Here is a 25263-nt window from a genome sequence, read left to right as displayed (position 1 = left end):
TCTTTTTTAATGCCTGTAAAAGCGTGCTACCAAACATGCGCTTCCCCTCGGTTTTTTCTAGGGACGATTAACTTTTTGTTGCCTAAATGGATGTGGTAAGGGGCGTGAACAGGACGCGGAAGCTTTGCTCGGTTTTTACTTATTTTCACATGGAAGTAAGCCAGTAGCGTAACGCAGGAGTAGTTACCGATCCAGCTTGATTACAAACCCCGCGCCGCGATTTAACCGCCCCTAGATTAAACTAATTTCAATCCGCAAAGGACAACATGCCGAGTTCTGCTAAAACTTTTAATTCGAACTAAATTGAATCAACCTTCTAGGTGTTTTCAATAATTTATTTAAAACTTATTGGTATGTTTTGTATAAATATTATTAATAAATTATCTATAGAAAATAAAATATCCACCTTCATTGAGCTCAAACACCTCTTAATTTTTCTAAGCTACCCTTCACTAATATAATAATACTTTCATCTTTAAATTCTTATTTCAAATGCATTTCGTTCTGCCATTATTAAATTTTATTTTATATAAACAGTCTAAATTAATTGGTTAACCAGTGGTGTTCTAGTTAATTAAACTGAACGTAAGCTTTACTGCATAAAATAAAATGAAAACCAATTTTGTTATTACAGGAAATGCGATTTTTGAATTTTTAATAAATTACCAATTAAAGTTTTGTTTAATGCTTTTTCATTATTTTATATTTTGTTCCTTATCTGGGTTTTGTTGTTTTTTGACGGTGATTTATTTTAAGTCTCTGTTTTGATTTGTTTTTATTCTATGTTGATTTGATGAATCTAAATGAAATCAATACTTATTACCTATTAAATAAATTGTTGCAAATTTATTACAAGCAATATAACTTGTGTCTCAGCCCAGCTGGCAATAATCATTGGTAATCTTTACTTGTAAACCAGGAGCGGTTTTTTTTACATTTAACTTATTACCAATTACACATAAAAACACAAGTTAAAACCTGTTTGCAGGCGGTGATCTAGGCTCAAGTGAAATACTCATTTATAGCCATGTAGTAAGATTTTTTCATGTACAGGTTTGGAGAAATAAAGATAATGATTAACCAAAAATCCCTATTTATGCTTGCAGCAATGACTGCTAGCTCAAGTTTTGTACAAGCGGCAACTGTTAATAATGCTGGATTTGAAGATGGTTGGAATAACTGGAATGAAACAGAACCAGCGGCTATTTCAGGTAGTGCTTACAAGGGCTCTAAATCATTAAAAATTCAAGGTAGCCCAGGGCGTGTTTACCAGAATGTAGATGTAGATCGCAATACTCAGTACACGTTAAGTGCGTACGTACTTGGCAAGGGACAAATCGGCATTAACGATCTTAATGGTTTGTTTAAAAGTGAGAAATTTAACGTTTCTTCGTGGACAAAAGTATCTAAAACTTTCACCACAGCTAATACAGGTACGCTACAAGTATTTGCTAAGCATGATAAGAGCTCAAGCGATGTTCGTTTTGATGACTTTTCGTTAACTAAGGGGAGTTCTTCTGGCGGCGGAGACACAGGTGGTGGTGATACTGGCGGTGGCGACACTGGTAGTGGCTCAGGTATAGCAAGCAACATCACCAACAGTAGTATTTTTGACCTTGAAGGTAACGATCCTCATCCATTAGTAAATAGCGACACTTTAGAGTTTGTTCCTCTAGAAGCGCGTCATATCACTCCAAACGGGAATGGCTGGCGTCATGAATATAAAGTAAAAGAAAGTGCACGTGTTGCAATGACTGAAACCTATGAGGTTTTTGAGGCAACTGTAAAAGTTGAAATGTCAGATGGTGGTAAAACGATTATTTCTCAGCACCACGCTAGCGATACGGGTACGATTTCAAAAGTATATGTTTCAGATACTGATGAATCAGGTTTTGATGATAGCGTAGCAGGTAACGGGATTTTTGACGTTTATGTTCGCCTGCGTAACACCAGTGGTAAAGAAGAAAAACATGCACTAGGTACTATCAGAAGTGGTGGTTCATTCAATCTAAAAGTAGTTAATAATTACGGTGATGTAGATGTGACTGCATTAGGTACTACCTTTGGTATTCCGGTAGAAGATGATTCAGAATCTTACTTTAAGTTTGGTAATTATTTACAATCACAAGACCCATATACACTAGATGAGTGTGGCGAGTCAGGAAACTCAGATTCATTTAAAGAGTGCTTTAAAGATTTAGGAATTACAAAAGCTAAAGTAACAATGACTGACGTTAGTTATACGCGTAAAACTAACTAATTATTTAGTAGTTTAGAAAGCCACTCAGTTTAAAACTGAGTGGCTTTTTTAATGCTTTTTAAATGTATAAACTTAATTTATAACCATTTTTTATTTTTAAAATACACACCAATACCGCCAGTAAGTACAATCAAAAATATAACAAACGCACTAAACGCATAGGGGCTCTCGGTACCCGGAATACCTCCTACGTTTACGCCTAACAGGCCGGTTAAAAAGCCTAAAGGTAAAAACAATGCAGCTACAACCGACATTACATACATACGCTGATTTAATTGCTCAGACACTTGGTTAGTGATTGTTTGCTGAATGATTTGCGCACGTTCAATAGAGCTATCAAGCTCCTCTAAATAACGAATAAGTAAGTTTGTTGTTTCGTTTAATTTTGCTTTATCGTCATCTAACAGCCACGGGTAGTGATTATTTACCATTGAGCTAAGGGCTTCTTTTTGCGGTTTTAAATAACGCTTTAAGGCAATTGTTTGACGGCGCAACTGTGATAAACCTTGGTTATCAAACTTTTTACTTGGTTCATCTATTTCTTCTTCAAACTCGTCGAGTGTTTCATCTAGTGAGTCAATAACGCTTTGCATGCGAGAAGTTAGTTTTTGTGTAATAGAGCATACTAGCTCAGAAATATTGCATGGGCCTTTATTTTCATTTAAACAGGTGAGCGTATCTTGCACCGATAATAAACGACGTTTGCGGGTAGTAATAAGAATGTCTTCGCTAATAAATAAACGAATTGAAACCATGTCTTCAGGGCTTTGTGCTGGATTTAAATTTACACCACGTAAAAATAACATATGTCCGTTAGTCGTTGATGTAATACGCGGGCGTGTTTCATCAGCAATTAAGGACTCTAATTCGTAGTCGTTTAAATGAGGTTGTGCCTTGAGCCATTCAACAGCCTCGCTTTGGCTATAGTCCATGTGCACCCAAAGTTTTCCGTGGCTTGGTTGCCAGCTATTTAGCTCATTAGTGCTTTCAATAGGGCGAGCGCCGCCTTGTCCATCAAGTACAAGTGCATGTAGTAAACCATTAATCATAATTATTTCTCATAATAGTGTATTTTTAATACCGTTAACTATAGTGTATCTACTTAAGTATTTTAAACTTACCTTTATTTTTAATAAGTTAAGCTTAAATAGCAAAATATATGCAGAGCCTTTGGGCTGAGTAAAGTGGCATAAAGTACTATTCAGCAAGGCGTGCATTGTGTGACCAGTTGTTTAAAAAGATCAATTTAATTTACTAATCGACTAGATAAATTTATTTCGTTGGTGTTTTTTTACCTGTAGCGTATAAGTCACTTTTTTATTAAGGGCACATTTATGACAGCAAAGATCACAGTTGGTTGGCGTGAGTGGTTAAGTTTACCTGGGCTTGGTATTAACGAGATAAAAGCAAAAATTGATACTGGCGCTCGCACTTCATGTATTCATGCAATTAACATTGAAGAATACGAAGTTGACTCAGAAAAATGGGTTAAATTTACGGCCCAGCCACTGCAAGATGATGAGCAAACGCAAGTCACTTGCAATGCAAAAGTTAAAAAAATGAAGTACGTAACCAGCTCAAGTGGGCAAAAAGAACTACGTTACTTTATAGAAACTACATTGCATGCAGGCGAGCACAGCTGGCCTATCGAGCTTACTTTAACAAGCCGTGCAACAATGAAGTTTAGAATGTTATTAGGGCGTACAGCCATGGAAAATCGTATAGTCGTTGACCCGGCTTTATCTCAACTATTAGGTCGTAAGGTTTAACTATGAAAATCGGTATTTTATCTCGCAACAGAAAATTATATTCAACACGTCGCTTAATTGAGGCGGCAGAGGCACGCGGTCACGAAGTTAAAGTGATTGATGCATTGCGCTGTTATATGAATATAAACTCTGAGCAACCAGAAATTCACTATCGCGGTGAAAACTTAAAAGAATTTGACGCAATCGTCCCGCGTATTGGTGCATCGGTTACATTTTATGGCTGTTCGGTACTTCGTCAGTTTGAAATGATGGGTGTTTACCCTGTAAATGAATCAGTCGCTATTTCTCGTTCGCGCGATAAATTACGCTCACTTCAGTTACTTTCGCGCAAAGGCGTTGGTATGCCAGTAACAGGTTTTGCTAGCAAACCAGATGATGTAAAAGACTTACTAGAAATGGTAGGCGGTGCACCTGTTGTAATTAAATTACTTGAAGGCACACAAGGCATTGGTGTTGTACTTGCTGAAACACGCAAAGCGGCAGAAAGCGTTATTGAAGCATTTATGGGCTTAAAAGCTAATATTATGGTTCAGGAATACATTAAAGAAGCGGGTGGTGCCGATATACGTTGTTTCGTATTAGGCGATAAAGTAATAGCAGCTATGAAGCGCCAAGCGCAAGAAGGTGAGTTCCGCTCTAATCTTCACCGTGGCGGTAGTGCTACATTAGTTCGTATTACTCCAGAAGAACGTAAAACGGCAGTAGCGGCGGCTAAATCAATGGGCTTGAACGTAGCGGGAGTTGATTTACTTCGCTCATCTCGTGGACCACTTGTGATGGAAGTAAACTCATCACCAGGTTTAGAGGGCATTGAAATAGCAACAGGTAAAGACATTGCAGGCATGGTGATTGATTTCATCGAAAAAAATGCTTCAAGTAAAGGAACAGCAACACGTGGCAAAGGTTAAAATTAACCGTCCTTTTTCCTTATTAGGAGAGAGTGTAGGCGTAGGCGAGCGTAAAACACTTGCCTTAGAGGCAGCTAAACTTTATACCCATTCACCACTTAATATTCCTATTGAAGTGGTTAACGGTGTAATGGAAGGTCCTGTGCTTATGGTGTGTGCGGCTATTCATGGTGATGAGCTAAATGGCGTAGAAGTTGTGCGTCAGTTAATTGCTAAAATAGACCCAAGCCAACTGCGCGGTACAATAATCGCTGTGCCTATTGTGAATGTATTTGGCTTTATTCATAAATCGCGTTACTTACCAGACAGGCGCGATATGAATCGTAGCTTTCCAGGTTCTGAGCGTGGCTCACTTGCTGGGCGTATGGCTTATATGTTTTTTAATCAAGTGGCAATACATTGTACCCACATTATTGATTTACATACTGGCGCTATTCATCGAACTAACTTACCGCAAATTCGCGCTAACTTAGCTGATGAAGCAACCGCTGAAATGGCTAAAGCATTTGGCACGCCAGCGGTTATAGATGCATCATTGCGTAATGGCTCATTACGAAGTGAAGCTGCAAACCTAGGTATACCGGTTATAACCTATGAAGCTGGTGAAGCACTGCGTTTTGATCCAATCGCAATTGCGGCCGGTGTACAGGGTGTTGATTATGTTATGCGTCATTTAAAAATGATCCGTGGCAAGCGCCCTAAAAAGTTACCAGATCCTATCATTGCAGGTTCAACTAGTTGGATACGTGCTGAAGTTGATGGCATTGTGCGTGCACAAGTATCACTAGGTGAGCATGTAACTAAAGGGCAAGTACTTGCTTATATTAGTAGCCCACTAGGTGACTCTGAGCTTGAGCTTTTAGCGCCTAAAGGCGGTATTGTTATTGGTCAGCAAACTATGCCATTGGTAAATGAAGGTGATGCGGTATTCCACCTTGCTTACTTTGCAAATGACAATAGTTTAGTAGAGCAGCAACTAGAGAACTTTATTGACGAGATAAACGATTTAGATGACGAGCTTAAAACAGCAGAACTAAATAACTAATAGCTAGGGCGTGTTTAACTTTGCGGATTGAAATTTGTTCAATCTAGGGGCGATTAAATCGCGGCGCGAGGTTTGTAACCTAGTGGGCTAAGTAAAAACCGAGTAACAAAGAGTTTATCGCCCCTAGGCAGAACCCGAAGGGCAGCGCATGTTTGGCATTTATGCTGCGTTATCGCCTATTTATGGGGAGTAACCACACTTCATAGGCTCTGCCTTGCCTAAAAACCAAACATACTGCTGCAAATTCAACCATCAAAGATCAACACGCCCTAGTCTTAATTTTGGTTAGTTAAAGCATTAAAAAGCCGCAGAAGTTAATTACTTACTGCGGCTTTTTTGTGACTATTACTTTTTTAACTATGTTTTTTAGGGCCAATAATACGCTTTATAACGGGAGCTTTTGTTGGCTTTGGTTCTTTATTTAAAACCATGACAGGGCGTGTCACAAATAAATTATTAGGGTAAATTACACGGTGCCCATCAATATGCTCAAGTACTACATTCATTAAGCCCATTTCAACAATGCGCCCTTCAATATGATTCGCACCATCAATAATTCGTACCCAATAGCCAACACGGCAATCGTTTTGAATAAACATTAGTAAAAATGCGGTGAGGTTACTCAATAATGACCAAGCGGCAAAAAGTGCTACCCCTAACATGGCAAATAAAGAAGAGCCTAAAACCAATAAACCACGCAGCTCTATACCCCAAAATACTAAAACCAAACACAGCACGACAAAGGCGAGTATAATTTTTAGTAAGAGCTCTGCACGGTATTTTCGGTGTAAATCAACTTTCCCCTTAATTGCTTTTTCGAGTAATTTTTTGGTTATTTTTAATAGCAGAGGGAAAACCAAAATAGCGATTATAGTGACAATTAACTTATATTGTGATGCAAACAATTCTAAAACTTCTATTATTTCCACATTAGGCCCTGAACTTTAATACCAATTTAATTTAATTCAATTGGTATTAGTTTAACGCGTTTGTATTATTTAAAAAGTGTTTTTAACGCTCACTAACCACTGTACTGAGTCTACGTCATCGTAGCTATCAACTGGGGCTGCAATATCAATGTGGATCATGGTTCCTGAGTTTGCACGACTTGGTGCTAAACGAAGACCCACGCCTATATTTTTTAATACATGTGCGTTTTCGCCATTATCTTTATCGTTAAACCATGCTCTGCCCACATCTACAAAAGCGGCGCCACCCACTTTAAATAGTTGTAGTAAATCGTACTCCCAGTAATAGCGCTTTTCTAGATTAACTAAAAAGCTGCGGTCGCCATGTTGATAATCCATAGGGTAACCACGCAGGCCTGTTTCGCCGCCTAAAGTAAGTTGTTGATCAGCAGTAAGGTTTTTGGCGTATTGCACCCGGGCTTTAACATACCAAGATTGGTCTTCACTGGTATTTAAATAATATTGTACTTGGCTGGTGGCCATAAAGTTTTCGAGTTTTTTCTGTTCTTTATTCCAATAGCCATCAATATCAGCACTAAAACGCCATAAGGTATTATCGTTAGTAAAGTGGGCTTTTTTAAAGTTAAAAGAATACACCGCGCGGCTGTCGTCATTACTTAATGATTCGTCTGAATAGCCAATTAAGCTTTTAATATTCCAACCTAAGTTTAAATCCTCAGTGCGAGATATACTGTCAAAATTGCGTACTTTTATGTAGTTATCTTCAAACCAATGGCCGCTTATAAAGGGATAACTTAAACTTCTGTCATCGGCAAGTGGTGCAAATGTAGTGTCTATAGCTTCAAAGGTATGCTGCTCGTCGGTATAACCTAAGGTTAAGCGTTGGGTCCAATTATTATTAAGCGCTTTAGAGTGTCCTATAAATGCACGGTTTAAATCAGTAGTTTGATCAAATTCGCTAAACTCTTCGCCGCGTTTATATAGTGACTCTTCGCGCTGCTCAGAATAGCTTAAAATACCGTAACTAAAAGGGGTGTCTATCGCGTAAAATGGATAGATTAGCTCAAGTAAATGGCGCTTGCCATCGCTGTTATCAGCGTACTCTAAACGGCCGCGGTAGCGAGTAGATAAAATATTAGGATCGTCGTAAACAAATAAATAACCGCTACGATCGCTGTCGGTCGTGCGTGACAAAGAAAGGCGCTTCCCCCAACCAAGCAGGTTTGATTCTCTAAAACCTATACTCGATTTATTTTCTCCGCCGCTACGGCTAAAGTTTACTTCAGGTAAAAGTGTCCACAAATCACGGGTAACCACTTCTACATTAACGTCACCGTCGCAGTTTTCGATTGCACTAATTTGTGCATCATATAAGTAGCTTTCTTTACGAAGTAGGCGCTCGGACTCTGCAAGCTTTTTAGCATCGTACTTGTCACCAGGGGAGAATAATAAAAGGTTATTAATGACATCGGGCTCTGTTTGAATATGAGCGCGGTTAGCAAATCGGAATAGGGCATTATTTTCCTCTTCAAGCTCAGTATTAAATACATTAAGTTGCTTGAGCTTTATTGAGGCTATTTTAGCGTTACTATTACTGTGCGTGAGGGTTGTTTTGTCTTGAACTTCTCGGCGTAAGTTTTTATTTGTGCTTAAATCTGTCTGTTCTACAAGGCAGTTATCAGTTTTCGTTGAAGATTGTTGTGCGAATGCATTAGGCACATAAAAGCTTAAAACCGTTAAGCTAATACAACATTGTGCTATCCATTTCTTGTTCACCATTAAACCTCTTTACTGCTACGTAGCAAATGACTATCGTAATATCAGCTTACATCATTGTTATTATAATGTAAGTAAAAGGTATGGATTTTGAAACTAATTAATTGTTACTCATATTCACTTATGTTAATAACCAACCTGGTTTAGAACCGCCTGTGGGCGGGATATTAAAAGCTAACTTAAATAAAATGCTAAAGCGGCTAATAAGTGCTCAGCTTCATGGCCTTCGGCATTAATCCAAATACTTTGGCTGTAATGCTCATAGTTTAAATTAAAGGTCTGCTGATTATAGGTAAAGCGAACTTGATGGCGATCGGCGCCTGCAGAATACTCATTGAGTGTTACATCGTCTGAGTGTAAAAAGAGTGTGCTCCACAGTTCAAAGTCTTCATCGTGTGGAGGCTCGACTGGCGTAATTAAAATGTATTTATGGGCGTGGTCATATTCTATTTGGGTCATAACATTCTTAATTTGTAGCTAGGTAATTGCGAATTGCAGTTAAAAACTCGCCGCCGTATTTATTTAACTTAGTAAAACCCACACCCGACACTTTTAAAAATTCGCTGTCGTTTGTTGGCATAAGCTGCGCCATTTCGGCTAGCGTTTTATCATTAAATACCACATAAGGTGGTACATCGTCGGCATCGGCAAGCTCTTTACGAAGTGCGCGCAGGCGAGCAAACAATTTTTTGTCGTAATTAAATTGCGCTAACTTATCTTGATAAACGTGTTTGGCTTGCAGGCGTGGCTCGGCTAATTGTAGTGCGTACTCACTTTTTAAAATTGCACGCGCGGCTTCTGTTAATCTAAGTGACGCGCCTTGCGTTATATCTTGGCTAAGTAAGCCTTGATGAATAAGCTGGCGTAAAATACTGAGCCAAAACTCACTGCTTTTATCTTTACCTATGCCGTAAGTGCTTAGTTCATGATGATTGTTATCGCGTATGCGACTAGTGTTTGCACCACGTAGTAATTCAACAATGTAACCAAGGCCAAAGCGTTGGTCAGCTCTATATACACACGAAAGTGCTTGTTGGGCGACTAAGGTACCATCAAAGCTTTTTGGCGGATTTAAGCAAATATCGCAGTTGCCGCAAGGCTCGCGCTGATATTCACTAAAGTAATTAAGTAGTATTTGGCGGCGACACGTTTGTGCTTCTGCAAAGCTTGCCATCGCATTAAAGCGTTGTTCTTCTACGCGGCGGCGTTGTTCGTCGTCTATGTCTTCAAAAAAGCGCCTAACGCGACCAATATCAGCTGGATCAAAATACATTATGGCTTCTGCGGCAAGTCCATCTCGCCCAGCACGCCCTGTTTCTTGATAGTACGACTCGATACTTTTTGGAATATCGTAATGCAATACAAAGCGCACATTGGGTTTATTAATCCCCATACCAAAGGCAACGGTTGCGACCACTATTTGTATATCGTCACGGGCAAAACCAGTTTGTACAAATTGTCGTTGCTCGTTACTCATACCTGCATGGTAAGCGGCAGCGTTTAGCCCTGCATCTGCAATTTTTTCAGCAATGTCGTCTACGCGTTTTCGGCTGGTGCAATAAATAATACCGCTCTGGCTTTTTTGCTCTTTTAAGTAGCGAAGTAGTTGCACCATAGGTTTAAATTTTTCTTCTATGGTGTAGCGAATATTGGGGCGATCAAAGCTGCCAGTATGAATATAAGGCTGTTGTAATTTTAGTTGCTCAACTATATCAAACCGTGTGGCTTTATCGGCAGTTGCAGTGAGCGCCATCATTGGGACATGTGCAAAACGTTGCTTTAATTCGTTTAAGCGAAAGTAATGAGGCCTAAAATCGTGACCCCAATGCGACACACAATGCGCTTCGTCAATGGCAAATAAGCTTACATTTAAATGCGATAAACGCTCTAAAAATTCGCGTTGTAATACTTTTTCAGGTGCCACATATAAAAGCTTAATTTGCCCCTGATGAAGCTGTTGATACACCAATTGCTGCTCTTCTCGCGCTAAGCTGTTATTTACGTAAGCGGCTTTTACCCCAAGAGCTTGCAGTTGCGTTACCTGATCTTGCATTAGCGAAATAAGTGGAGATATAACAATAGTGACGCCTTCAAGCACTAAAGCGGGTATTTGATAGCAAACCGATTTTCCGCCGCCAGTAGGGAGCAATACAAGCGAGTCTTGGCCGTTAATAGCAGCATCAATAACTGTTTTTTGGCCGTCGCGAAATTCACTGTAGCCAAACACTTGTTTGAGGACAGTTTCGGGTTTACGCACAAGGGTGCTAGAAGGTGGTGTTGATGTATTCATTGGCGGGTATTTTAGTGGTTTTTTAGTGAGATGTCTTTAGCTGAGTTACTTATACCAATCCGCAATACTACTTAATCAATTTGAGGGATCAAATCTGACGCTAGCTGCGTTAAAAATTTCTGATATAGAACAACTAAATAACGAGTTTTTTGCCTTGTTATAGACACTATTTTCTTACCTCCAGATAGATCGCTTAATTAAGCTAATTGGTATTAACCTCAACTCTATTGTAAGTAAATTAAACTCTGGTAGTGTTGAAACCGCTTATTAAGATAGATCTGCTTTCTTAAAGTTAGGTTGCTAAGTAAATGATTTAACTAGAACCTCGTAGTTTTGCTTAAGTTATGCTTTACTCATCGTACCAGTTTAAACATAGAGAATAATAATGAATAAAGAAATGTTAATTGAACAAGTGGGTGCATTATTTGTAAATGGCATGCCGTTTAACCAGTTTTTACAAATATCGGTTGAGTCGTTGAGCCCTGAACAGGCCAAAATTACGTTTCCGTGGCAGGATGTACTCATTGGTAACCCTGCGCAAAAAATACTGCACGGTGGTGTTATTTCAGCCGTACTTGATAATGTAGGCGGTATGCTCGCGGCAGCAAGCGTGATTGATAAGCTCACCGATTTAGATATAGGAAGTGTGCAAACAAAATTAGCCACGCTTGGGACTATCGACTTGCGCACTGATTATTTGCGCCCTGGTAAAGGAGAGAGCTTTACAGCGAGTGCCACACTTATTCGCTCAGGTAATAAAGTGTGTGTTTGTCGAATGGAATTACATAATGAGCAATCAGTTCAAATTGCTTTTGGGACAGGCACGTATTTAGTTGGATAAAACGTGTATGGGAAGTAAACTAGCGGCCTTTTAAATCACTAAGTGTTTATTATGTCGATTGATACTGAGCAGCGTAAAGGTGCTATTTTTGCTTGTCTTGCTTTTTTTATGTGGGGCCTTGCGCCAATATATTTTAAGTTAATTCAGCATGTTTCTGCCTTTGAAATTTTAATGCATCGGGTTGTTTGGTCGGTTGTATTTTTAGTACTAGTAGTAAGTGTTTTAAAGTATTGGGATAAAGTTAAACGCATTATTGTTCAGCCTAAGCTTTTGCTTATGCTTGTTATTACCTCAACATTACTAGGGTTTAACTGGGGTTTATTTATATGGGCTATAAATAATAACCATATGCTTGATGCGAGTTTGGGCTATTACATAAACCCTCTTTTAAATGTATTACTGGGTATGCTCTTTTTAGGTGAACGCTTGCGTAAGTTTCAAGGTGTAGCAGTGGCACTGGCCTTTACCGGTGTTGTGCTGCAGCTAATTAGTTTTGGCTCGTTTCCGGTAGTTGCCTTTTCACTTGCTATATCGTTTGCGCTTTATGGTTTGTTACGTAAAAAACTACCCGTTGAAGCCTTGCCTGGCATTTTACTCGAAGCACTTATATTACTGCCTGTTGCACTCATTTATTGGTGGTTAATGGTGCCTACAGCAACATCAAGCCTGCCAGCTAACGATTGGCATACTAATGCATTACTGATTAGTGCAGGTATTGTAACTACATTACCATTGCTGTGTTTTACCGGCGCCGCTAAGCGTTTGCAATACACTACATTAGGCTTTTTTCAGTATATTGGGCCAAGCCTAATGTTTATATTGGCAGTGGTGTTTTACGGTGAAGTGTTTGACGCTGAGAGATTAGTAACGTTTGCATGTATTTGGAGTGCGCTAGCTATTTTTAGTTGGGATTCTTACAATCAATCACGCAAACGTAAAAAAGCGGCTATTACAGCCGCTGAAGTATAATTAACCTAATAGAGCTGTTAGCTAACTACTTTATTACGACCAGATTCTTTAGCGTCGTAAAGCTTTAAATCGGCCTGTTTTAATAATTCATCAATTTGATAAACAGGTCCATCTGCAAAACCAATAGATATAGTAAATTTGATTTTTTCTTTACTAAACTCTTGGCTGTTCGCCTCTATAAAGTACCTAAAACCTTCAAGTCTTTTTAGCGCTTCTTGTTTATCCGCATTTGCAAAGTAAACGGCAAACTCTTCGCCACCTAAGCGGGCCACTAAATACTTTTTAAAATATTTGCTAAAGCAAATGGAGAGCCCTTTTAATACTTCGTCGCCTACATCATGCCCGTGAGTGTCATTAATTATTTTAAAATGGTCAATATCAAGCATGGCTAGCGCTCCTGAACCTTGCTTATTTTTAATCTTTTTGAGTGATTTGTTTGTTTCTTCAAAAAAGTAACGACGATTAGGTAGATTAGTTAGGTAATCGGTGTTGGCTTGGCGTTTAATTGTGGCTATTTGTTCTAGCATATCGACGTTTTGGCTAAGCCTGCAGTAAAACTCTTCACTATTAAAAGGTTTATGTAAATAATCGTTTGCGCCATTTTTTAAAAATAAACTAGAAAGCCCTACAGAGTCAGAGCCCGAAATACCAATAATGGCTTTTTCGTCATTGCTATATAAGCGGCGAATTTCGCTACATAACTCATCACCATTCATGTTTGGCATTTCGTTATCAGTAATGATGACTGAAATGTCGGGTGAACTTTCGAGCATCTTTAATGCTTCTTGTCCGTCTTGTGCTTCAATAATTTGATATTTGTGACGAACTAACAAGCTGCAAATGTATCGTCGAGTCGATTTAGAATCATCAACAACGAGTACTTTTACATTTTCATTGCGAGGTAAGCGGTGTAATTGTTTTTCTAGGTATTGGTAAGCTTGTTTGTTTTCTTTAATGATGTAATCGATGATTGGGTATTTTTCTACGGTGTCGCGAGTTTTTTTATCAATATTGCCCGTCATTACAATCGTTGGAATATCAGCATTAACAGTGCAGGGTACTGCTTCACCTGATGGGGCATCAGGTAATATAAAGTCAACTACAGCGCAAAAGTAGCTATTTTTACTTATAAGCTCTTTTGTTTGTGCTAATGACTCTGCTATATCGACTTCATAACCGGCTTTAAGCGCGATGTGCTTTTGCACTCGCGCCATTGCAGGTGTATCTTCAACTATTAGTATTTTTCGCGTCACGGAACAACCCTGTTTATATTTTGCAAAAATATTTGCTTATACAAGTTGTAACTGTTAAAACGCAAAAAAGCAAATAACTTAAGTACTTACAGATTATCCGCTTCTGAATAATACTCTTGGCTAATCGGTGCCGGCCCTGACATTTTTGAGCGGCCAAATAAAGTATGAAACTTAGTTTTACAGGTCGTTAGCTTTAAGTATTTTACCCAAGCACGTTCGATTGGGTTAGTAGGTTCTTGTGAGCCAGTTACTACTGCTACAAACTGTTCTTGATGTTCGTTTTGCGGCTCAATTGTTTTACTGTATAAGCCTCTTAAAACAACACCGTGTTGTTCTAATATACTGGCTTCTAATAAGGTGAAGTTTCCGCTGCGGCTAAAACCACGTGGAAAATTCTGATCATCATAAAATTGACGTTGGCTAACAAATGCTTGGCGTAGTAATGAAATGTTATTGCTCATAGCTTTATCCTCATACCCTATTAATTAGCTGGAGTATGATGCAAGTTTGGCAATTTATTAAACAAATTATTTTTATCGTGAGGATAAAAAATTGGATATCGATTTATTAAAAACATTCGTTGAGGTAGTGCGTACGCGTCACTTTGGTAAAGCGGCCGAAAACCTTTATATTACGCAGTCTGCAGTGAGCTTTAGAATTCGCCAATTAGAGCAAGGGCTTGGTGTTAATTTGTTTATTCGCCAGCGTAATAATATTCAACTTACAGCACCTGGCGAGCGCTTATTACCGCACGCACAAATGATTATTACGGGCATGCAGCGGGCCAAAGTCGATGTTGCACTTGCCGACAATATGCATAAGCAAATTAGCTTAGCAGGAACGCCTAATATTTGGGATGCTTTTTTACAGTTTGGTATAACAAATATTGTATCGGCGATGCCGGGCGTGTCGTTGGTTGCAGAAGTTAAAGCACAACAAGAGAGCACTCGACTTTTATTAGAGCGTACTCTCGATTTGGCAATATTATTTGATCCACCAAAAGTAGATGAATTAGTGGTAGAGCGAATTTGTGAGTTGCCAATCATTCCAGTAAGCGGATACGACACTGCAACGAACGAAAACTTTTTTGATAATCAATATGTGTATGTGGATTGGGGAACTACTTTTTCTCTTTGGCATGCGCGTCAGTTTACAGGAAAAACACCCCCTTACTTTAGAACCAGCACGGGACGTATTGCACTTGATTTAATACTGCAATGTGGTGGTAGTGCATTTATACCTCAAGTATTGGTAGAAGGGCATTTAGAAAAAGGTGAGTTGTTTCATGTTAAAGGGGTAGAAAACACCTCAAGAGACGTATTTATAGCGTATCACAGAGACAACGAGCAAAAAGAGCTAATAGAAACCTTAGTTAATTTACTTTCGCAAATGACGCCAAGCTTGTCATTAAAGCAAGATAAGTAAGTACGACCATTTACTAGGCTTTCATGTTATTTTTATTTCACATTTAATGCATTTTTATTAACAAAAAAAGACATTAATATTTCCGTTGTAATATTACTGTCATTTAGGAATGACAAAATGCAGCAGTTTTGAAAATTAGTCTTTTGTGATTATCCAAGGAAATAACATGAAATTTGTAAAATCGAGCTTATGCTTAGCACTATTAAGTGGTTTATCTTTTAATGCACTTGCCGACGTAGACATTTACGGTAAAGCGAATGTAACAGTGCAATCATCTGATGATGGCGAAGGGTCTTTTACCGAGATAAAAAGTAATGCATCTCGTCTTGGTGTTAAAGGTTCTGAAAAAATAAATGATAGTTTAGAAGCGGTATATAAGTTTGAGTTTCAAGTTGATGTGTCTGATGCTGATTCAAAAGGCGATAACGACGACAATATTTCTGCGCGTAACCAATATGTTGGTTTAAAAGGTGCGTTTGGTCAGGTTGTAATTGGTCGTAACGATACTGCGCTTAAGCAATCTCAAGGTAAGTTAGATTTATTTAACGACCTTGAAGGCGACATTAAAAATGTATTTAAAGGTGAAAACCGCTTAGGAAATACAGTTAGTTATTCATCAAACTCATACGAAGGCTTTAAAGTACTTGCTACTTTTGTAGCTGAAGATGATGTAGACGCTGATAACGGTTATTCAATGGCGGTGACATACGGTGACGTGGCACTTAAAAAGAGCGCGGTATACGCCTCGATTGCAGCCGATAGTGAAGTAAATGGCTACGACGTAGTGCGTGCATCAATCCAAGGTAAAATCGAAAACTTTAAATTGGGCGCAATGTACCAAACACAAGAAGCAGTAGATGGCAGCGCAGAAGCGGATGGTTACTTGCTAAATGCTGCTTACAGCATGGGTAACAACACATTTAAAGTGCAATACCAAGATATGGACTTTGACGACAGCGACGATAAGTCAGCAATTTCAGTTGGTCTTGATCACAAATTAAATAAAAACATTAAAGTATTTGGTTTTTACTCAAGCTTCGATATGGACAACAACGTTGACCAAGACTACGTAGGCTTAGGTATGGAATACAAGTTTTAACTATTCGCTAAATTAGTTAAAACACTCCCTTTTTAACCGCGCTCTTTTGAGTGCGGTTTTTTTTGCTTTAAATTATTTACTTAGCCGCCCATAATAGAGCTTCATTTGGAATGAGGTGCGAGTCCTCGACTGTTCCCGCAACTGTAATTAGCGCAAAGCTTTAAGTCAGATACAAATGGTATAATACCAATTTTATTAAAAACATGATCTTTCTAGCGAATTAAATAACTTACTAACTTAGTTAAAAATTATTGATATACGACTGCATGGATGCAGGAGCTAGAGCAATGCAGGGAGCAATTAGTGATAACAACTATATGTCATAATTTCCGCCTTGTTATTAAGCTATTTATCTGTCGCTATAATAAATCACTAATTTAATGCAATTGGCATGAATTCTTTTAACGAGCGGGTTTACTCATTTTTTCTTGTAGTGCATTAGTATTTTTATCGCATTTTTAGTGAGTTTAACCTAGGGTCTGCTGAACTTTGCGGATTAAAATTTGTTCAAACTAGGGGCTATTTAATCGCGGCGCGAGGTTTGTAACCTAGTGGGCTAAGTAAAAACCGAGCAACAAAGAGTAAATAGCCCCTAGGAAGAACCCTTTGGGCAGCGCCTGTTTGGCATTAATGCTACGTTATCGCCCATTTATGGGGAATAACCACACTACATAGGCTCTGCCTTGCCTAAATACCAAACAGACTGTTGCAAATTTAACCTTGAAAGATCAACAGACCCTAGCCTAGGACTGACTATTGCACACTCAAACGCCATTAAATACACCATTACTAAACGTTAAAAACGTATCGTGGGATATTGGCAATAAAACGATTCTCAAAAAAATAAACCTTAAAATAACCACAGGTAAATTTGTTGGTTTAATTGGACCTAATGGCGCAGGTAAATCGAGTTTATTGCGTTGTCTATATCGTTTTAATAAACCTAGTGATGGCATTGTAGAGTTTAACAACACCGACATTTGGCAGCTAAAAAGCGATGAGTACGCAAAAAAAGTAGCGGTTGTTTTGCAAGAAACTCCGTCGCAATTTAACTTAAGCGTATTTGACGTTATTGCGCTTGGCCTAACGCCTCATAAATCGTTATTTAGCTCAATAACTAACATTGATAAACAAAAAATCATTCAAGCAATCAACACCGTAGGGTTGGTAGATCATAGTGAGCAAAGCTTTGAGTCGCTCTCAGGCGGTGAAAAGCAACGTGCCTTGATAGCCCGCGCCATAGTCCAGCAACCTCAACTGTTAATAATGGACGAGCCAACTAGCCATTTAGATGTTAAATACCAAATACAGGTAATGGAGCTTGCTAAATCGTTGGGTGTAACGGTGTTTGCATCGTTTCATGATTTAAACTTAGCCTCGGCAATGTGCGATGAACTAGTGGTTATTAAAAACGGTGAAATTACACATACAGGTACGCCAAGTGAGGTATTAACCGAAAACATGTTAGGCGACGTTTTTGGTGTCTGCGCCCAAGTAAATGACCACCCGCAAATATCGAAGTCGGGAAATAGCATCCCTCATATCACTTACTTTTATGGTTACAAATAATATGAGCGCAGTTAATAATCGCCACTCATTTGCGCTTTTTATAAGTGCTGCAGCTGCTTTATTTAGCTTATTTGCAGCACTTAGTTTTGGTGCAGCAGAGACCTCACTTCAAGACGTACTTAATAGCTTTTTACTCTCAAATGATGCGTCTTTTAATACGCGTATTATTTTTGAACTAAGAATGCCACGCACATTACTCGCCTTTTTAGCAGGCTCCGGCTTAGCAATTGCGGGGCTTATTTTACAAACGGTAACGCGTAACCCTTTAGCCGATCCTTACTTATTTGGTATATCGTCGGGTGCCTCATTTGGTGTGGTGTTACTTATGGCATTAGCAGGCATTAGCGCAGGCTTTATGCTATCGGCAGCAGCACTGCTGGGCAGCTTACTCGCTATGAGTTTATTAATACTTATTGCAGGTAGGCAGCAAAGTGCACAGGTAGAATCAATGTTATTAGCTGGTGTTGCTCTGTCGTTTTTATTTAGTGCGTTTACCAGCTTGTTGCTTTATTGGAGCGACCCTCAGGCGGTAGCCGCTATTTTATTTTGGACACTGGGCAGCTTTGCTCGTGCGCAGTGGGCTACGCTTTGGTTACCTTTATTGGTAATTACATTGTGTACGTTTGTAATGCTGAGCTATAGAAGGCAGCTCAATGCCATGTTACTTGGCGATGAAAGCGCAATTACATTAGGTGTTAGGGTCCAGCGCTTTAGAATACTTATGCTAGTTTTGAGCTCATTAATTACCGCTGTGCTGGTGGCTATGTGTGGTGGTATTGGGTTTGTAGGATTAATGGTACCGCACATTGTGCGCTTTTTTATCTCCCAAGGCACCATCGCGGGATTGCTAGTAACCAGCTTAGTGGGCGGTACATTTATGGTGTGGGTTGATGTACTTTCGCGCTCCTTGCTAAAAAACCAAGAGTTACCTGTAGGTGTTATAACCGCTGCTATTGGTAGCGTGTTCTTTTTAAGTTTATTGTTTTTTAGAAAGCGAAGGGTGTAATTCCATGAAAACCTTAATGGTGCAAGGCACTACTTCCGACGCAGGTAAAAGTACCCTAGTTGCAGCCCTTTGCAGGGTATTTGCTAAGCGAGGGGTAAAGGTTGCGCCTTTTAAACCACAAAATATGGCACTTAATAGCGCAGTAACAAAAGATGGCGGCGAAATTGGTCGTGCGCAAGCTTTGCAAGCAATAGCGGCTAAAGTAGAGCCCGAAATAGACTTTAATCCTATTTTACTTAAACCTAATAGCGATACGGGCGCACAAGTGATTATTCACGGAAAAGCCATTAGCAATATGGAAGCGGGCAAATATCACGACTATAAAAAAGTGGCGATGGATGCAGTAATTACCTCACATAACCGCTTAGCTAAGCGTTTTGATTTACTCCTTGTTGAAGGGGCAGGGAGCCCTGCTGAAATAAACCTGCGTGAAAACGATATTGCCAATATGGGTTACGCCGAAGAGGTAGATTGCCCTGTCATTATTATTGCCGATATTGATAAAGGTGGTGTGTTTGCACATTTGGTAGGTACGCTTGCGTTGTTAAGCGAGTCAGAACAGGCGCGCGTAAAAGGCTTTGTTATAAACCGCTTTAGAGGCGATATAGGTTTGCTGCAAGGCGGGCTAGATTGGCTTGAAGAATACACAAACAAACCCGTGCTTGGCGTATTACCTTATTTGCACGATCTTGCGCTTGATGCCGAAGACGCCGTCGCAATTGATAATAATGTAACCAACGCCACAATTAATATTGCAGTGCTACTTGTTCCCCACATTAGTAACCACACCGATTTTGATGCACTGCGTTTGCACCCAAACATTAATATAAATTACGTGCGCCATACGCAAACGATTCCAGAAGTTGATCTGATAATTCTCCCAGGCAGTAAAAATGTGCTGGGCGATTTAAATTTTTTGAAAAATGAAGGCTGGGACACTCAAATTAAGCGCCACTTACGCTATGGTGGCAAAGTACTTGGCATTTGTGGCGGCATGCAAATGCTGGGCAATACAATCAACGATCCCGATGGTATTGAATCGTCATTAAAACAAGTGAATGGGCTTGCTCTATGCGACTTTGAAACCACGCTGACAGCACAAAAAGTATTAACTAAAATAACCGCTACACTGCTTTTAAATAACCAATCAACACCCTGTAGTGGTTACGAAATACATGCAGGGATTAGCCAAGGTGCAGCGCTTGATAAGCCATTTTTAACCTTTGATGAAAACCACCCACATGGTTTTACGTTTGATGGCTTTATTAGCGATGATAACGCCATTGCGGGCACCTATTTACATGGTTTGTTTGATGAAGCCGATGCTACATCGCAAATTTTAAAATGGGTAAAACCAAGCGCCTCAATTAACCCAATTAGTATTGCCGCTCACCGCGAGCAGCAGTTAGAACGATTAGCAACCATGTGCGAAACGCATTTAAATATACAGCAAATTATCTCGATTTATGAAGGGCACAATAATGACTGAACAAAACAATGATAAGCACAAGCAGCGCCAACAAAAAGTAAAAGAACAAGTGGATGCGCGCGTTGCTGCAGCACAAGATGTAAAAGGTATTTTTCAGGTAATTACCGGTAACGGTAAAGGTAAATCAACCTCGGGTTTTGGCGTTGTAGCACGCTGCGTAGGGCATGGTAAAAAAGCAGCCGCTTGCCAATATATTAAAGGCACGTGGGAATGTGGCGAGCGTAATTTATTACAAGGTGCAGGCGTTGAGTTTGTTGTAATGAACACCGGTTTTACCTGGGATACGCAAAATAAAGAAGCCGATACAGCGGCCGCCCAAGCAACATGGCAAGAGTCAAAACGCATGCTTGCTGATAGCAGTATTGATTTAGTATTACTCGATGAGCTTACGTATATGGTGACCTACGGCTACGTTGATTTGGATGAAGTAGTAACAGCACTTAATAACCGTCCGCCCATGCAGTCAGTTATTATTACAGGACGTGCAGCACACCGTACTTTAACAGACCTTGCCGACACTGTAAGTGAAGTGCGTAATGTAAAACACGCATTCGATTCGGGCATAAAAGCGCTTGAAGGGTTTGATTACTAATGTTTAAAGCGCTTTTTATTGGGCTGCTGCTTTTTAGTGTATCGGGCAGTGCACTTACAGAGCAGACCAAGGATTCTAAAAAACTGCGAATAATCGCGCTTGCACCACATATAGTCGAAAACCTATTTGCCATAGGGGCGGGCGATAATATTGTGGGCACGGTTGATTACGCCGACTACCCAAGTGAAGCCCAAAGTATTGAGCGCATAGGGGGTTATTACGGCATCTCGCTTGAAAAAGTATTGGCGCTTAAACCCGACTTAGTAATTGCGTGGAAAAGCGGAAATCAAAGCGAAGATTTAGCCCAAATAGAGCGCCTTGGCATAAAAGTATATTTGAGTAATCCCACCACAATCGCTGGTGTAGCCGACGAGTTACTTACTTTTGGTGAATTTACAGGGAACATTAAGCAAAGCCAGCAAGCGGCAAGCGCATTTAAACATAAGCTAAATGGTATTGTTAAAAGCCAGCAAGATAAAAAAAATATTACCGGGTTTTATCAGTTATGGGCTGAGCCCATGATGACAGTAAGTAAAAATACATGGATAAGCCAACTGATTGAAACATGCCATGTAAGTAATGTATTTGCACAGAGCGTTACAGATTACCCACAAATTAGTATCGAAAATGTCATTGTTACTAAGCCACAAGTTATTATTATCCCTGATGAAAAATCAAAAACACCACAGCCGGTTGTTAATTGGCAAAAGTGGCCAGAAGTGCCCGCTGTTAAAAATGATCAATTTATTAGCGTAAATGCCGATTTATTACATCGTTTTACTCCGCGCATGCTAGATGGACTCGCGGATATGTGTGATAAAATAGACGCATCACGTAAACAGATTAAGAGTACACAATGAGCGATTGGGCTACATTTTTAGAAAGTGAATTACAGCAACCTTACATGCAGGAAACGTTAGAGTATGTGGCTAATCGCCGCAATGAAGGTGTTGCTGTTTATCCGCCTGAACCTCAAGTATTTAATGCTTTTGATGCCACAGCACTAAATGACATCCGCGTTGTAATTTTAGGACAAGACCCATACCACGGAGAAGGGCAAGCGCATGGCTTGTGTTTTTCGGTATTGCCTGATGTAAAAAAGCTGCCGCCGTCGCTTAAAAATATGTACAAAGAGTTAGCTACCGATATCAGCGGTTTTGCTGTTCCTGAACATGGGTACCTGCAAAGCTGGGCAGATCAGGGCGTGTTTTTACTCAATACAGTATTGACCGTTGAGCAAGGGCAAGCGCATTCTCATAAGCATTTAGGGTGGGAGCAATTTACCGATAATGTAATAGCGCATATTAATAAACACTGCGAAGGTGTGGTATTTATTTTATGGGGTGCACATGCACAAAAAAAAGGTAAAGGCATAGATAGCGCTCGCCATCATGTTTTAAAAGGGCCGCATCCATCACCGCTTTCGGCGCATAGAGGCTTTTTTGGCTGTCAGCATTTTTCAAAAACGAATGAGCTATTACAAGCCCAAGGTGAAAAACCGATTAACTGGCAGGTGTAAATAACCTGAGCTCTGAATAATAAATTTATCTCATGCAGCTATTTTCAGCGCATTAAAAAAGGCTTCCATATATCGGAAGCCTTTTTGTTTAGTTGGGGCGTATTGAATTAAAAGTCGAGCTCTTCAATCGCAATACTGTCTGTAAAGTAGTCTAGTTCTTGTAGTTCTTTACGTAGGCGCTGTTTGTCTTTTATTGCTTCTATTTCACGCCATTTTCTTTTTTTATTTTTCTGAGAGGTTTTCCTTGTTGTATCTGGTCCTTCTAATATCTCTAATATATCGTTTAGGCTATCCATAAACTTCTCCTATTGATTTTATTGACCTCAAGAATACCTATACCACAGGCCTAGTTAAAATAGAATAAAAAAGTGACAGTTATGTTACATAAGTGTGATTAATTGATGAAGGTTTATACGATGATTATATGAAGTCGATATGAAGATTATATAGAGGGGTAGCGTATTTTAGGCATAAAAAAACGCCGCTATTGCGACGTTTTCTAAAACACGATTATAGCAAATTACATTGCTTTAAAGCGCGCCTCTAGTTGTTCTTGTGCATCAGCAAAAGAGCGAATACCTTCAGCTAGTTTTTCAGTAGCCATAGCATCTTGGTTATGTAACCAACGGAACTGTGCTTCTGTTAATGGCTCTGGTTTTGGCTCTTGTGGAACATCGCTTTCAAGCAAATATTCTTGTGCGCCTTCAAGGTTACCTAAATCTTCTAAAAGATTAGGGCTAATAGTTAGCTTGTCGCAACCTGTAAGTGCAATAATTTCGCCTGTGTTACGGAAACTTGCACCCATCACAACTGTTTTGTAGTCATGACGTTTGTAAAATTCAAAAATGCTGCGTACAGACTGAACACCTGGATCTTGTAGCGGATCGGTTGGTTTTTCCATACCGTTAGCAACGTGCCAATCTAAAATACGGCCAACAAATGGCGAAATTAGAAATACGTTTGCATCGGCACAAGCACGGGCTTGGGCATCGCTAAATAATAAAGTAAGGTTACATTTAGTCCCTTCTTTTTCTAGCTGCTCAGCGGCTTTAATACCTTCCCATGTAGACGCTACTTTAATTAAAATTTTGTCTTTGCTTACACCTTCTTTTTCGTAAAGGCTAAGTAGGGTATGTGCTTTATCAATCGTAGCTTGCGTATTAAACGAAAGGCGTGCATCTACTTCAGTAGAAATATAACCAGGTACAATAGCGCTAATTTCTTTACCTAGTAATACGGCAAAGTAATCACATGCTAGTTCAAGTTGTTTAGCAGGCTCTTGCTCGGTTTCTTTTGCGTAGCTCCAAGCTTTATCTAAGTAAGGCTTATATGCTTCAATCTCGCTCGCTTTTAATAAAAGCGACGGGTTTGTAGTTGCATCTTCTGGTTGATGCTTTTTAATAGCTTCAATATCACCAGTGTCGGCCACAATAGATGAATGTTGTTTTAGCCTTTGTAGAGCTGAAGTCATTTGCTTTCCTCATTCCAAGCAAGTTAAAAGAAAAATCTAATCACTCTTAATATATCTAATCCATACTGCAACAGTGTGACAATGCTTGATAGGTCTTATGTCCTGATCAATAAAAAAACGGCAATGCATGGGTTATTAAGAGAGGATTTATTTAAACAAAACGTGCTTTTCGTTTCATTTAATGTTGAAATTGACACTAAATAAATTACAAGTCAATAGCTAACTATGATCACTGTTATTTCACCTGCAAAAAATCTTGATTACGAAACGCCACCCGCAACAGACAAGTTCACTCAGCCTGAATTACTAGAGCACAGCGAAGAGCTCATGAAAGTATGCCGTGAACTAACACCAGCGCAAATTGGCAGTTTAATGAAAATTAGCGACAAGCTATCTGGGCTTAACGCAGCACGCTTTAGTGAGTGGGCGCAGCCGTTTACACAAAGTAATGCTAAACAAGCCGCACTTGCCTTTAATGGCGATGTATACGGTGGTTTAGATGCAAGCACGCTTAAAGCTAGCGAGCTTGATTACGCACAAAACCATTTACGTATACTTTCAGGTTTATACGGCTTATTAAAACCACTTGATTTAATGCAAGCTTACCGCCTTGAAATGGGCACCAAGCTTGAAAATTCACGTGGCAAAAACTTATACGAGTTTTGGGGCAGCGTAATAGCGAATAAACTAAACGACGTATTAAAAGCACAAGACGCACAATATTTAGTTAACCTTGCTTCAAACGAATACTTTAAAGCGGTAGATAAAAAAGCATTAAATGCACAAATTATTACCCCGCACTTTAAAGACTGTAAAAACGGTCAATACAAAGTAATTAGCTTTTATGCTAAAAAAGCACGCGGCATGATGGCGCGCTACATTATCGAAAATAAAGTAACGCAATTAAGCCAACTTAAAGAATTTACGGTAGCAGGTTATTACTTTAGCCCAGAGGCAACAGCTAAAGAGCTTGAGCCGGTATTTATGCGCGACGAACAAAATTAGGTTTATAAGCTTAAATAAAAAATTTAAAAGCCATGCATTGCATGGCTT

Annotated in this window: 24 protein-coding genes and 1 riboswitch; of the genes, 15 read left to right on the top strand and 9 right to left on the bottom strand. The window is 39.4% G+C overall.

All coding sequences use genetic code 11. The features are described 5' to 3' along the window. Positions 1–1072: 1072 nt before the first annotated feature. A complete protein-coding gene (locus tag AAEY68_RS01495; protein ID WP_024592843.1) occupies positions 1073–2260 on the top strand; it encodes a polysaccharide lyase family 7 protein in 1188 nt (395 codons plus the stop codon). 77 nt (positions 2261–2337) lie between these two features. Here the strand turns inward: AAEY68_RS01495 and AAEY68_RS01490 are convergent, their stop codons facing one another. Next, positions 2338–3309: a zinc transporter ZntB gene (locus AAEY68_RS01490; RefSeq protein WP_007585782.1), complete on the bottom strand. Its 972-nt coding sequence runs from the start codon at positions 3307–3309 to the stop codon at positions 2338–2340. Positions 3310–3594: 285 nt separating this feature from the next. Between AAEY68_RS01490 and AAEY68_RS01485 the strand changes: the two genes are divergently transcribed. Genes AAEY68_RS01485 through AAEY68_RS01475 form a run of 3 tightly spaced genes read left to right on the top strand, consistent with a single transcriptional unit; the run spans position 3595 to position 5982 of the window. After that, complete coding sequence (locus AAEY68_RS01485; RefSeq protein WP_007585784.1) at positions 3595–4029, top strand: ATP-dependent zinc protease family protein; 435 nt, start codon at positions 3595–3597, stop codon at positions 4027–4029. A gap of 2 nt (positions 4030–4031) precedes the next feature. Next, positions 4032–4937: a 30S ribosomal protein S6--L-glutamate ligase gene (gene rimK, locus AAEY68_RS01480; RefSeq protein ID WP_002961977.1), complete on the top strand. Its 906-nt coding sequence runs from the start codon at positions 4032–4034 to the stop codon at positions 4935–4937. After that, the gene (locus tag AAEY68_RS01475; protein WP_007585786.1) at positions 4924–5982 is read left to right on the top strand and encodes a succinylglutamate desuccinylase/aspartoacylase family protein; all 1059 of its coding nucleotides are present in this window, start codon (positions 4924–4926) and stop codon (positions 5980–5982) included. The genes rimK and AAEY68_RS01475 overlap by 14 nt, the downstream gene beginning before the upstream one ends. A 353-nt stretch (positions 5983–6335) precedes the next feature. Here AAEY68_RS01475 and AAEY68_RS01470 read toward each other — a convergent pair whose 3' ends face one another. From AAEY68_RS01470 to recQ, 4 genes are all read right to left on the bottom strand, one after another. After that, positions 6336–6911, bottom strand: coding sequence for a mechanosensitive ion channel domain-containing protein (locus AAEY68_RS01470; RefSeq protein ID WP_010553281.1), 576 nt, complete (start codon positions 6909–6911; stop codon positions 6336–6338). Between the two features lie 69 nt (positions 6912–6980). After that, entirely contained in the window at positions 6981–8690 is a 1710-nt protein-coding gene (locus AAEY68_RS01465; RefSeq protein WP_024592844.1) for a BamA/TamA family outer membrane protein, read from the bottom strand. A 171-nt stretch (positions 8691–8861) separates the two neighbouring features. Further along, complete coding sequence (locus AAEY68_RS01460; protein ID WP_007583724.1) at positions 8862–9146, bottom strand: DUF3630 family protein; 285 nt, start codon at positions 9144–9146, stop codon at positions 8862–8864. 7 nt (positions 9147–9153) lie between these two features. Next, positions 9154–10977 carry a DNA helicase RecQ gene (recQ, locus tag AAEY68_RS01455; protein WP_350585395.1) on the bottom strand — a complete coding sequence of 608 codons (1824 nt, stop codon included), beginning with the start codon at positions 10975–10977 and terminating at the stop codon, positions 9154–9156. 385 nt (positions 10978–11362) lie between these two features. Between recQ and AAEY68_RS01450 the strand changes: the two genes are divergently transcribed. Further along, positions 11363–11818 carry a thioesterase family protein gene (locus AAEY68_RS01450; protein WP_007583728.1) on the top strand — a complete coding sequence of 152 codons (456 nt, stop codon included), beginning with the start codon at positions 11363–11365 and terminating at the stop codon, positions 11816–11818. Between the two features lie 51 nt (positions 11819–11869). Continuing rightward, positions 11870–12787 (top strand): EamA family transporter RarD, encoded by a 918-nt coding sequence (gene rarD / locus AAEY68_RS01445; RefSeq protein ID WP_024592845.1) that lies wholly within the window; start codon positions 11870–11872, stop codon positions 12785–12787. A gap of 17 nt (positions 12788–12804) precedes the next feature. Here rarD and AAEY68_RS01440 read toward each other — a convergent pair whose 3' ends face one another. Beyond that, positions 12805–14040, bottom strand: coding sequence for a response regulator (locus tag AAEY68_RS01440; protein WP_024592846.1), 1236 nt, complete (start codon positions 14038–14040; stop codon positions 12805–12807). 86 nt (positions 14041–14126) lie between these two features. Beyond that, complete coding sequence (locus AAEY68_RS01435) at positions 14127–14501, bottom strand: MaoP family protein (protein ID WP_007583734.1); 375 nt, start codon at positions 14499–14501, stop codon at positions 14127–14129. A 91-nt stretch (positions 14502–14592) separates the two neighbouring features. On the opposite strand from AAEY68_RS01435, the gene AAEY68_RS01430 reads away from it, so the two are divergent. The 8 genes from AAEY68_RS01430 to ung all read left to right on the top strand — a co-directional run bounded on the left by AAEY68_RS01430 (position 14593) and on the right by ung (position 22739). Beyond that, positions 14593–15465: a LysR family transcriptional regulator gene (locus AAEY68_RS01430; protein ID WP_007583736.1), complete on the top strand. Its 873-nt coding sequence runs from the start codon at positions 14593–14595 to the stop codon at positions 15463–15465. A 166-nt stretch (positions 15466–15631) separates the two neighbouring features. After that, on the top strand, positions 15632–16564 hold the full coding sequence (locus tag AAEY68_RS01425) for a porin (protein ID WP_007583738.1): 933 nt from the start codon (positions 15632–15634) through the stop codon (positions 16562–16564). A gap of 43 nt (positions 16565–16607) precedes the next feature. Continuing rightward, a riboswitch (cobalamin riboswitch) is annotated at positions 16608–16759 on the top strand. Positions 16760–17320: 561 nt separating this feature from the next. Then, entirely contained in the window at positions 17321–18133 is an 813-nt protein-coding gene (locus AAEY68_RS01420; protein WP_024592847.1) for an ABC transporter ATP-binding protein, read from the top strand. A gap of 1 nt (position 18134) precedes the next feature. Continuing rightward, positions 18135–19139 carry a FecCD family ABC transporter permease gene (locus AAEY68_RS01415; protein WP_350585394.1) on the top strand — a complete coding sequence of 335 codons (1005 nt, stop codon included), beginning with the start codon at positions 18135–18137 and terminating at the stop codon, positions 19137–19139. 4 nt (positions 19140–19143) lie between these two features. Beyond that, on the top strand, positions 19144–20628 hold the full coding sequence (locus AAEY68_RS01410) for a cobyric acid synthase (protein WP_350585393.1): 1485 nt from the start codon (positions 19144–19146) through the stop codon (positions 20626–20628). After that, positions 20621–21220: a cob(I)yrinic acid a,c-diamide adenosyltransferase gene (gene cobO, locus AAEY68_RS01405; protein WP_350585392.1), complete on the top strand. Its 600-nt coding sequence runs from the start codon at positions 20621–20623 to the stop codon at positions 21218–21220. The genes AAEY68_RS01410 and cobO overlap by 8 nt, the downstream gene beginning before the upstream one ends. Then, on the top strand, positions 21220–22080 hold the full coding sequence (locus AAEY68_RS01400; protein WP_024592851.1) for a cobalamin-binding protein: 861 nt from the start codon (positions 21220–21222) through the stop codon (positions 22078–22080). Before cobO ends, AAEY68_RS01400 begins: the two co-directional genes overlap by 1 nt. After that, positions 22077–22739 carry a uracil-DNA glycosylase gene (gene ung / locus AAEY68_RS01395; protein WP_024592852.1) on the top strand — a complete coding sequence of 221 codons (663 nt, stop codon included), beginning with the start codon at positions 22077–22079 and terminating at the stop codon, positions 22737–22739. Before AAEY68_RS01400 ends, ung begins: the two co-directional genes overlap by 4 nt. Before the next feature lie 107 nt (positions 22740–22846). Here ung and AAEY68_RS01390 read toward each other — a convergent pair whose 3' ends face one another. Then, positions 22847–23035: a DUF3545 family protein gene (locus AAEY68_RS01390; protein WP_007583746.1), complete on the bottom strand. Its 189-nt coding sequence runs from the start codon at positions 23033–23035 to the stop codon at positions 22847–22849. A 224-nt stretch (positions 23036–23259) separates the two neighbouring features. After that, on the bottom strand, positions 23260–24210 hold the full coding sequence (gene tal, locus AAEY68_RS01385) for a transaldolase (protein WP_007376481.1): 951 nt from the start codon (positions 24208–24210) through the stop codon (positions 23260–23262). A gap of 225 nt (positions 24211–24435) precedes the next feature. On the opposite strand from tal, the gene yaaA reads away from it, so the two are divergent. Continuing rightward, positions 24436–25215 (top strand): peroxide stress protein YaaA, encoded by a 780-nt coding sequence (yaaA, locus tag AAEY68_RS01380; RefSeq protein ID WP_294119770.1) that lies wholly within the window; start codon positions 24436–24438, stop codon positions 25213–25215. Positions 25216–25263: the final 48 nt, after the last annotated feature.

This window comes from Pseudoalteromonas sp. RB2-MNA-CIBAN-0110, from assembly GCF_040309305.1.
GTDB lineage: Bacteria > Pseudomonadota > Gammaproteobacteria > Enterobacterales > Alteromonadaceae > Pseudoalteromonas > Pseudoalteromonas arctica.
This window is presented reverse-complemented; position numbering and strand designations above follow the sequence as displayed.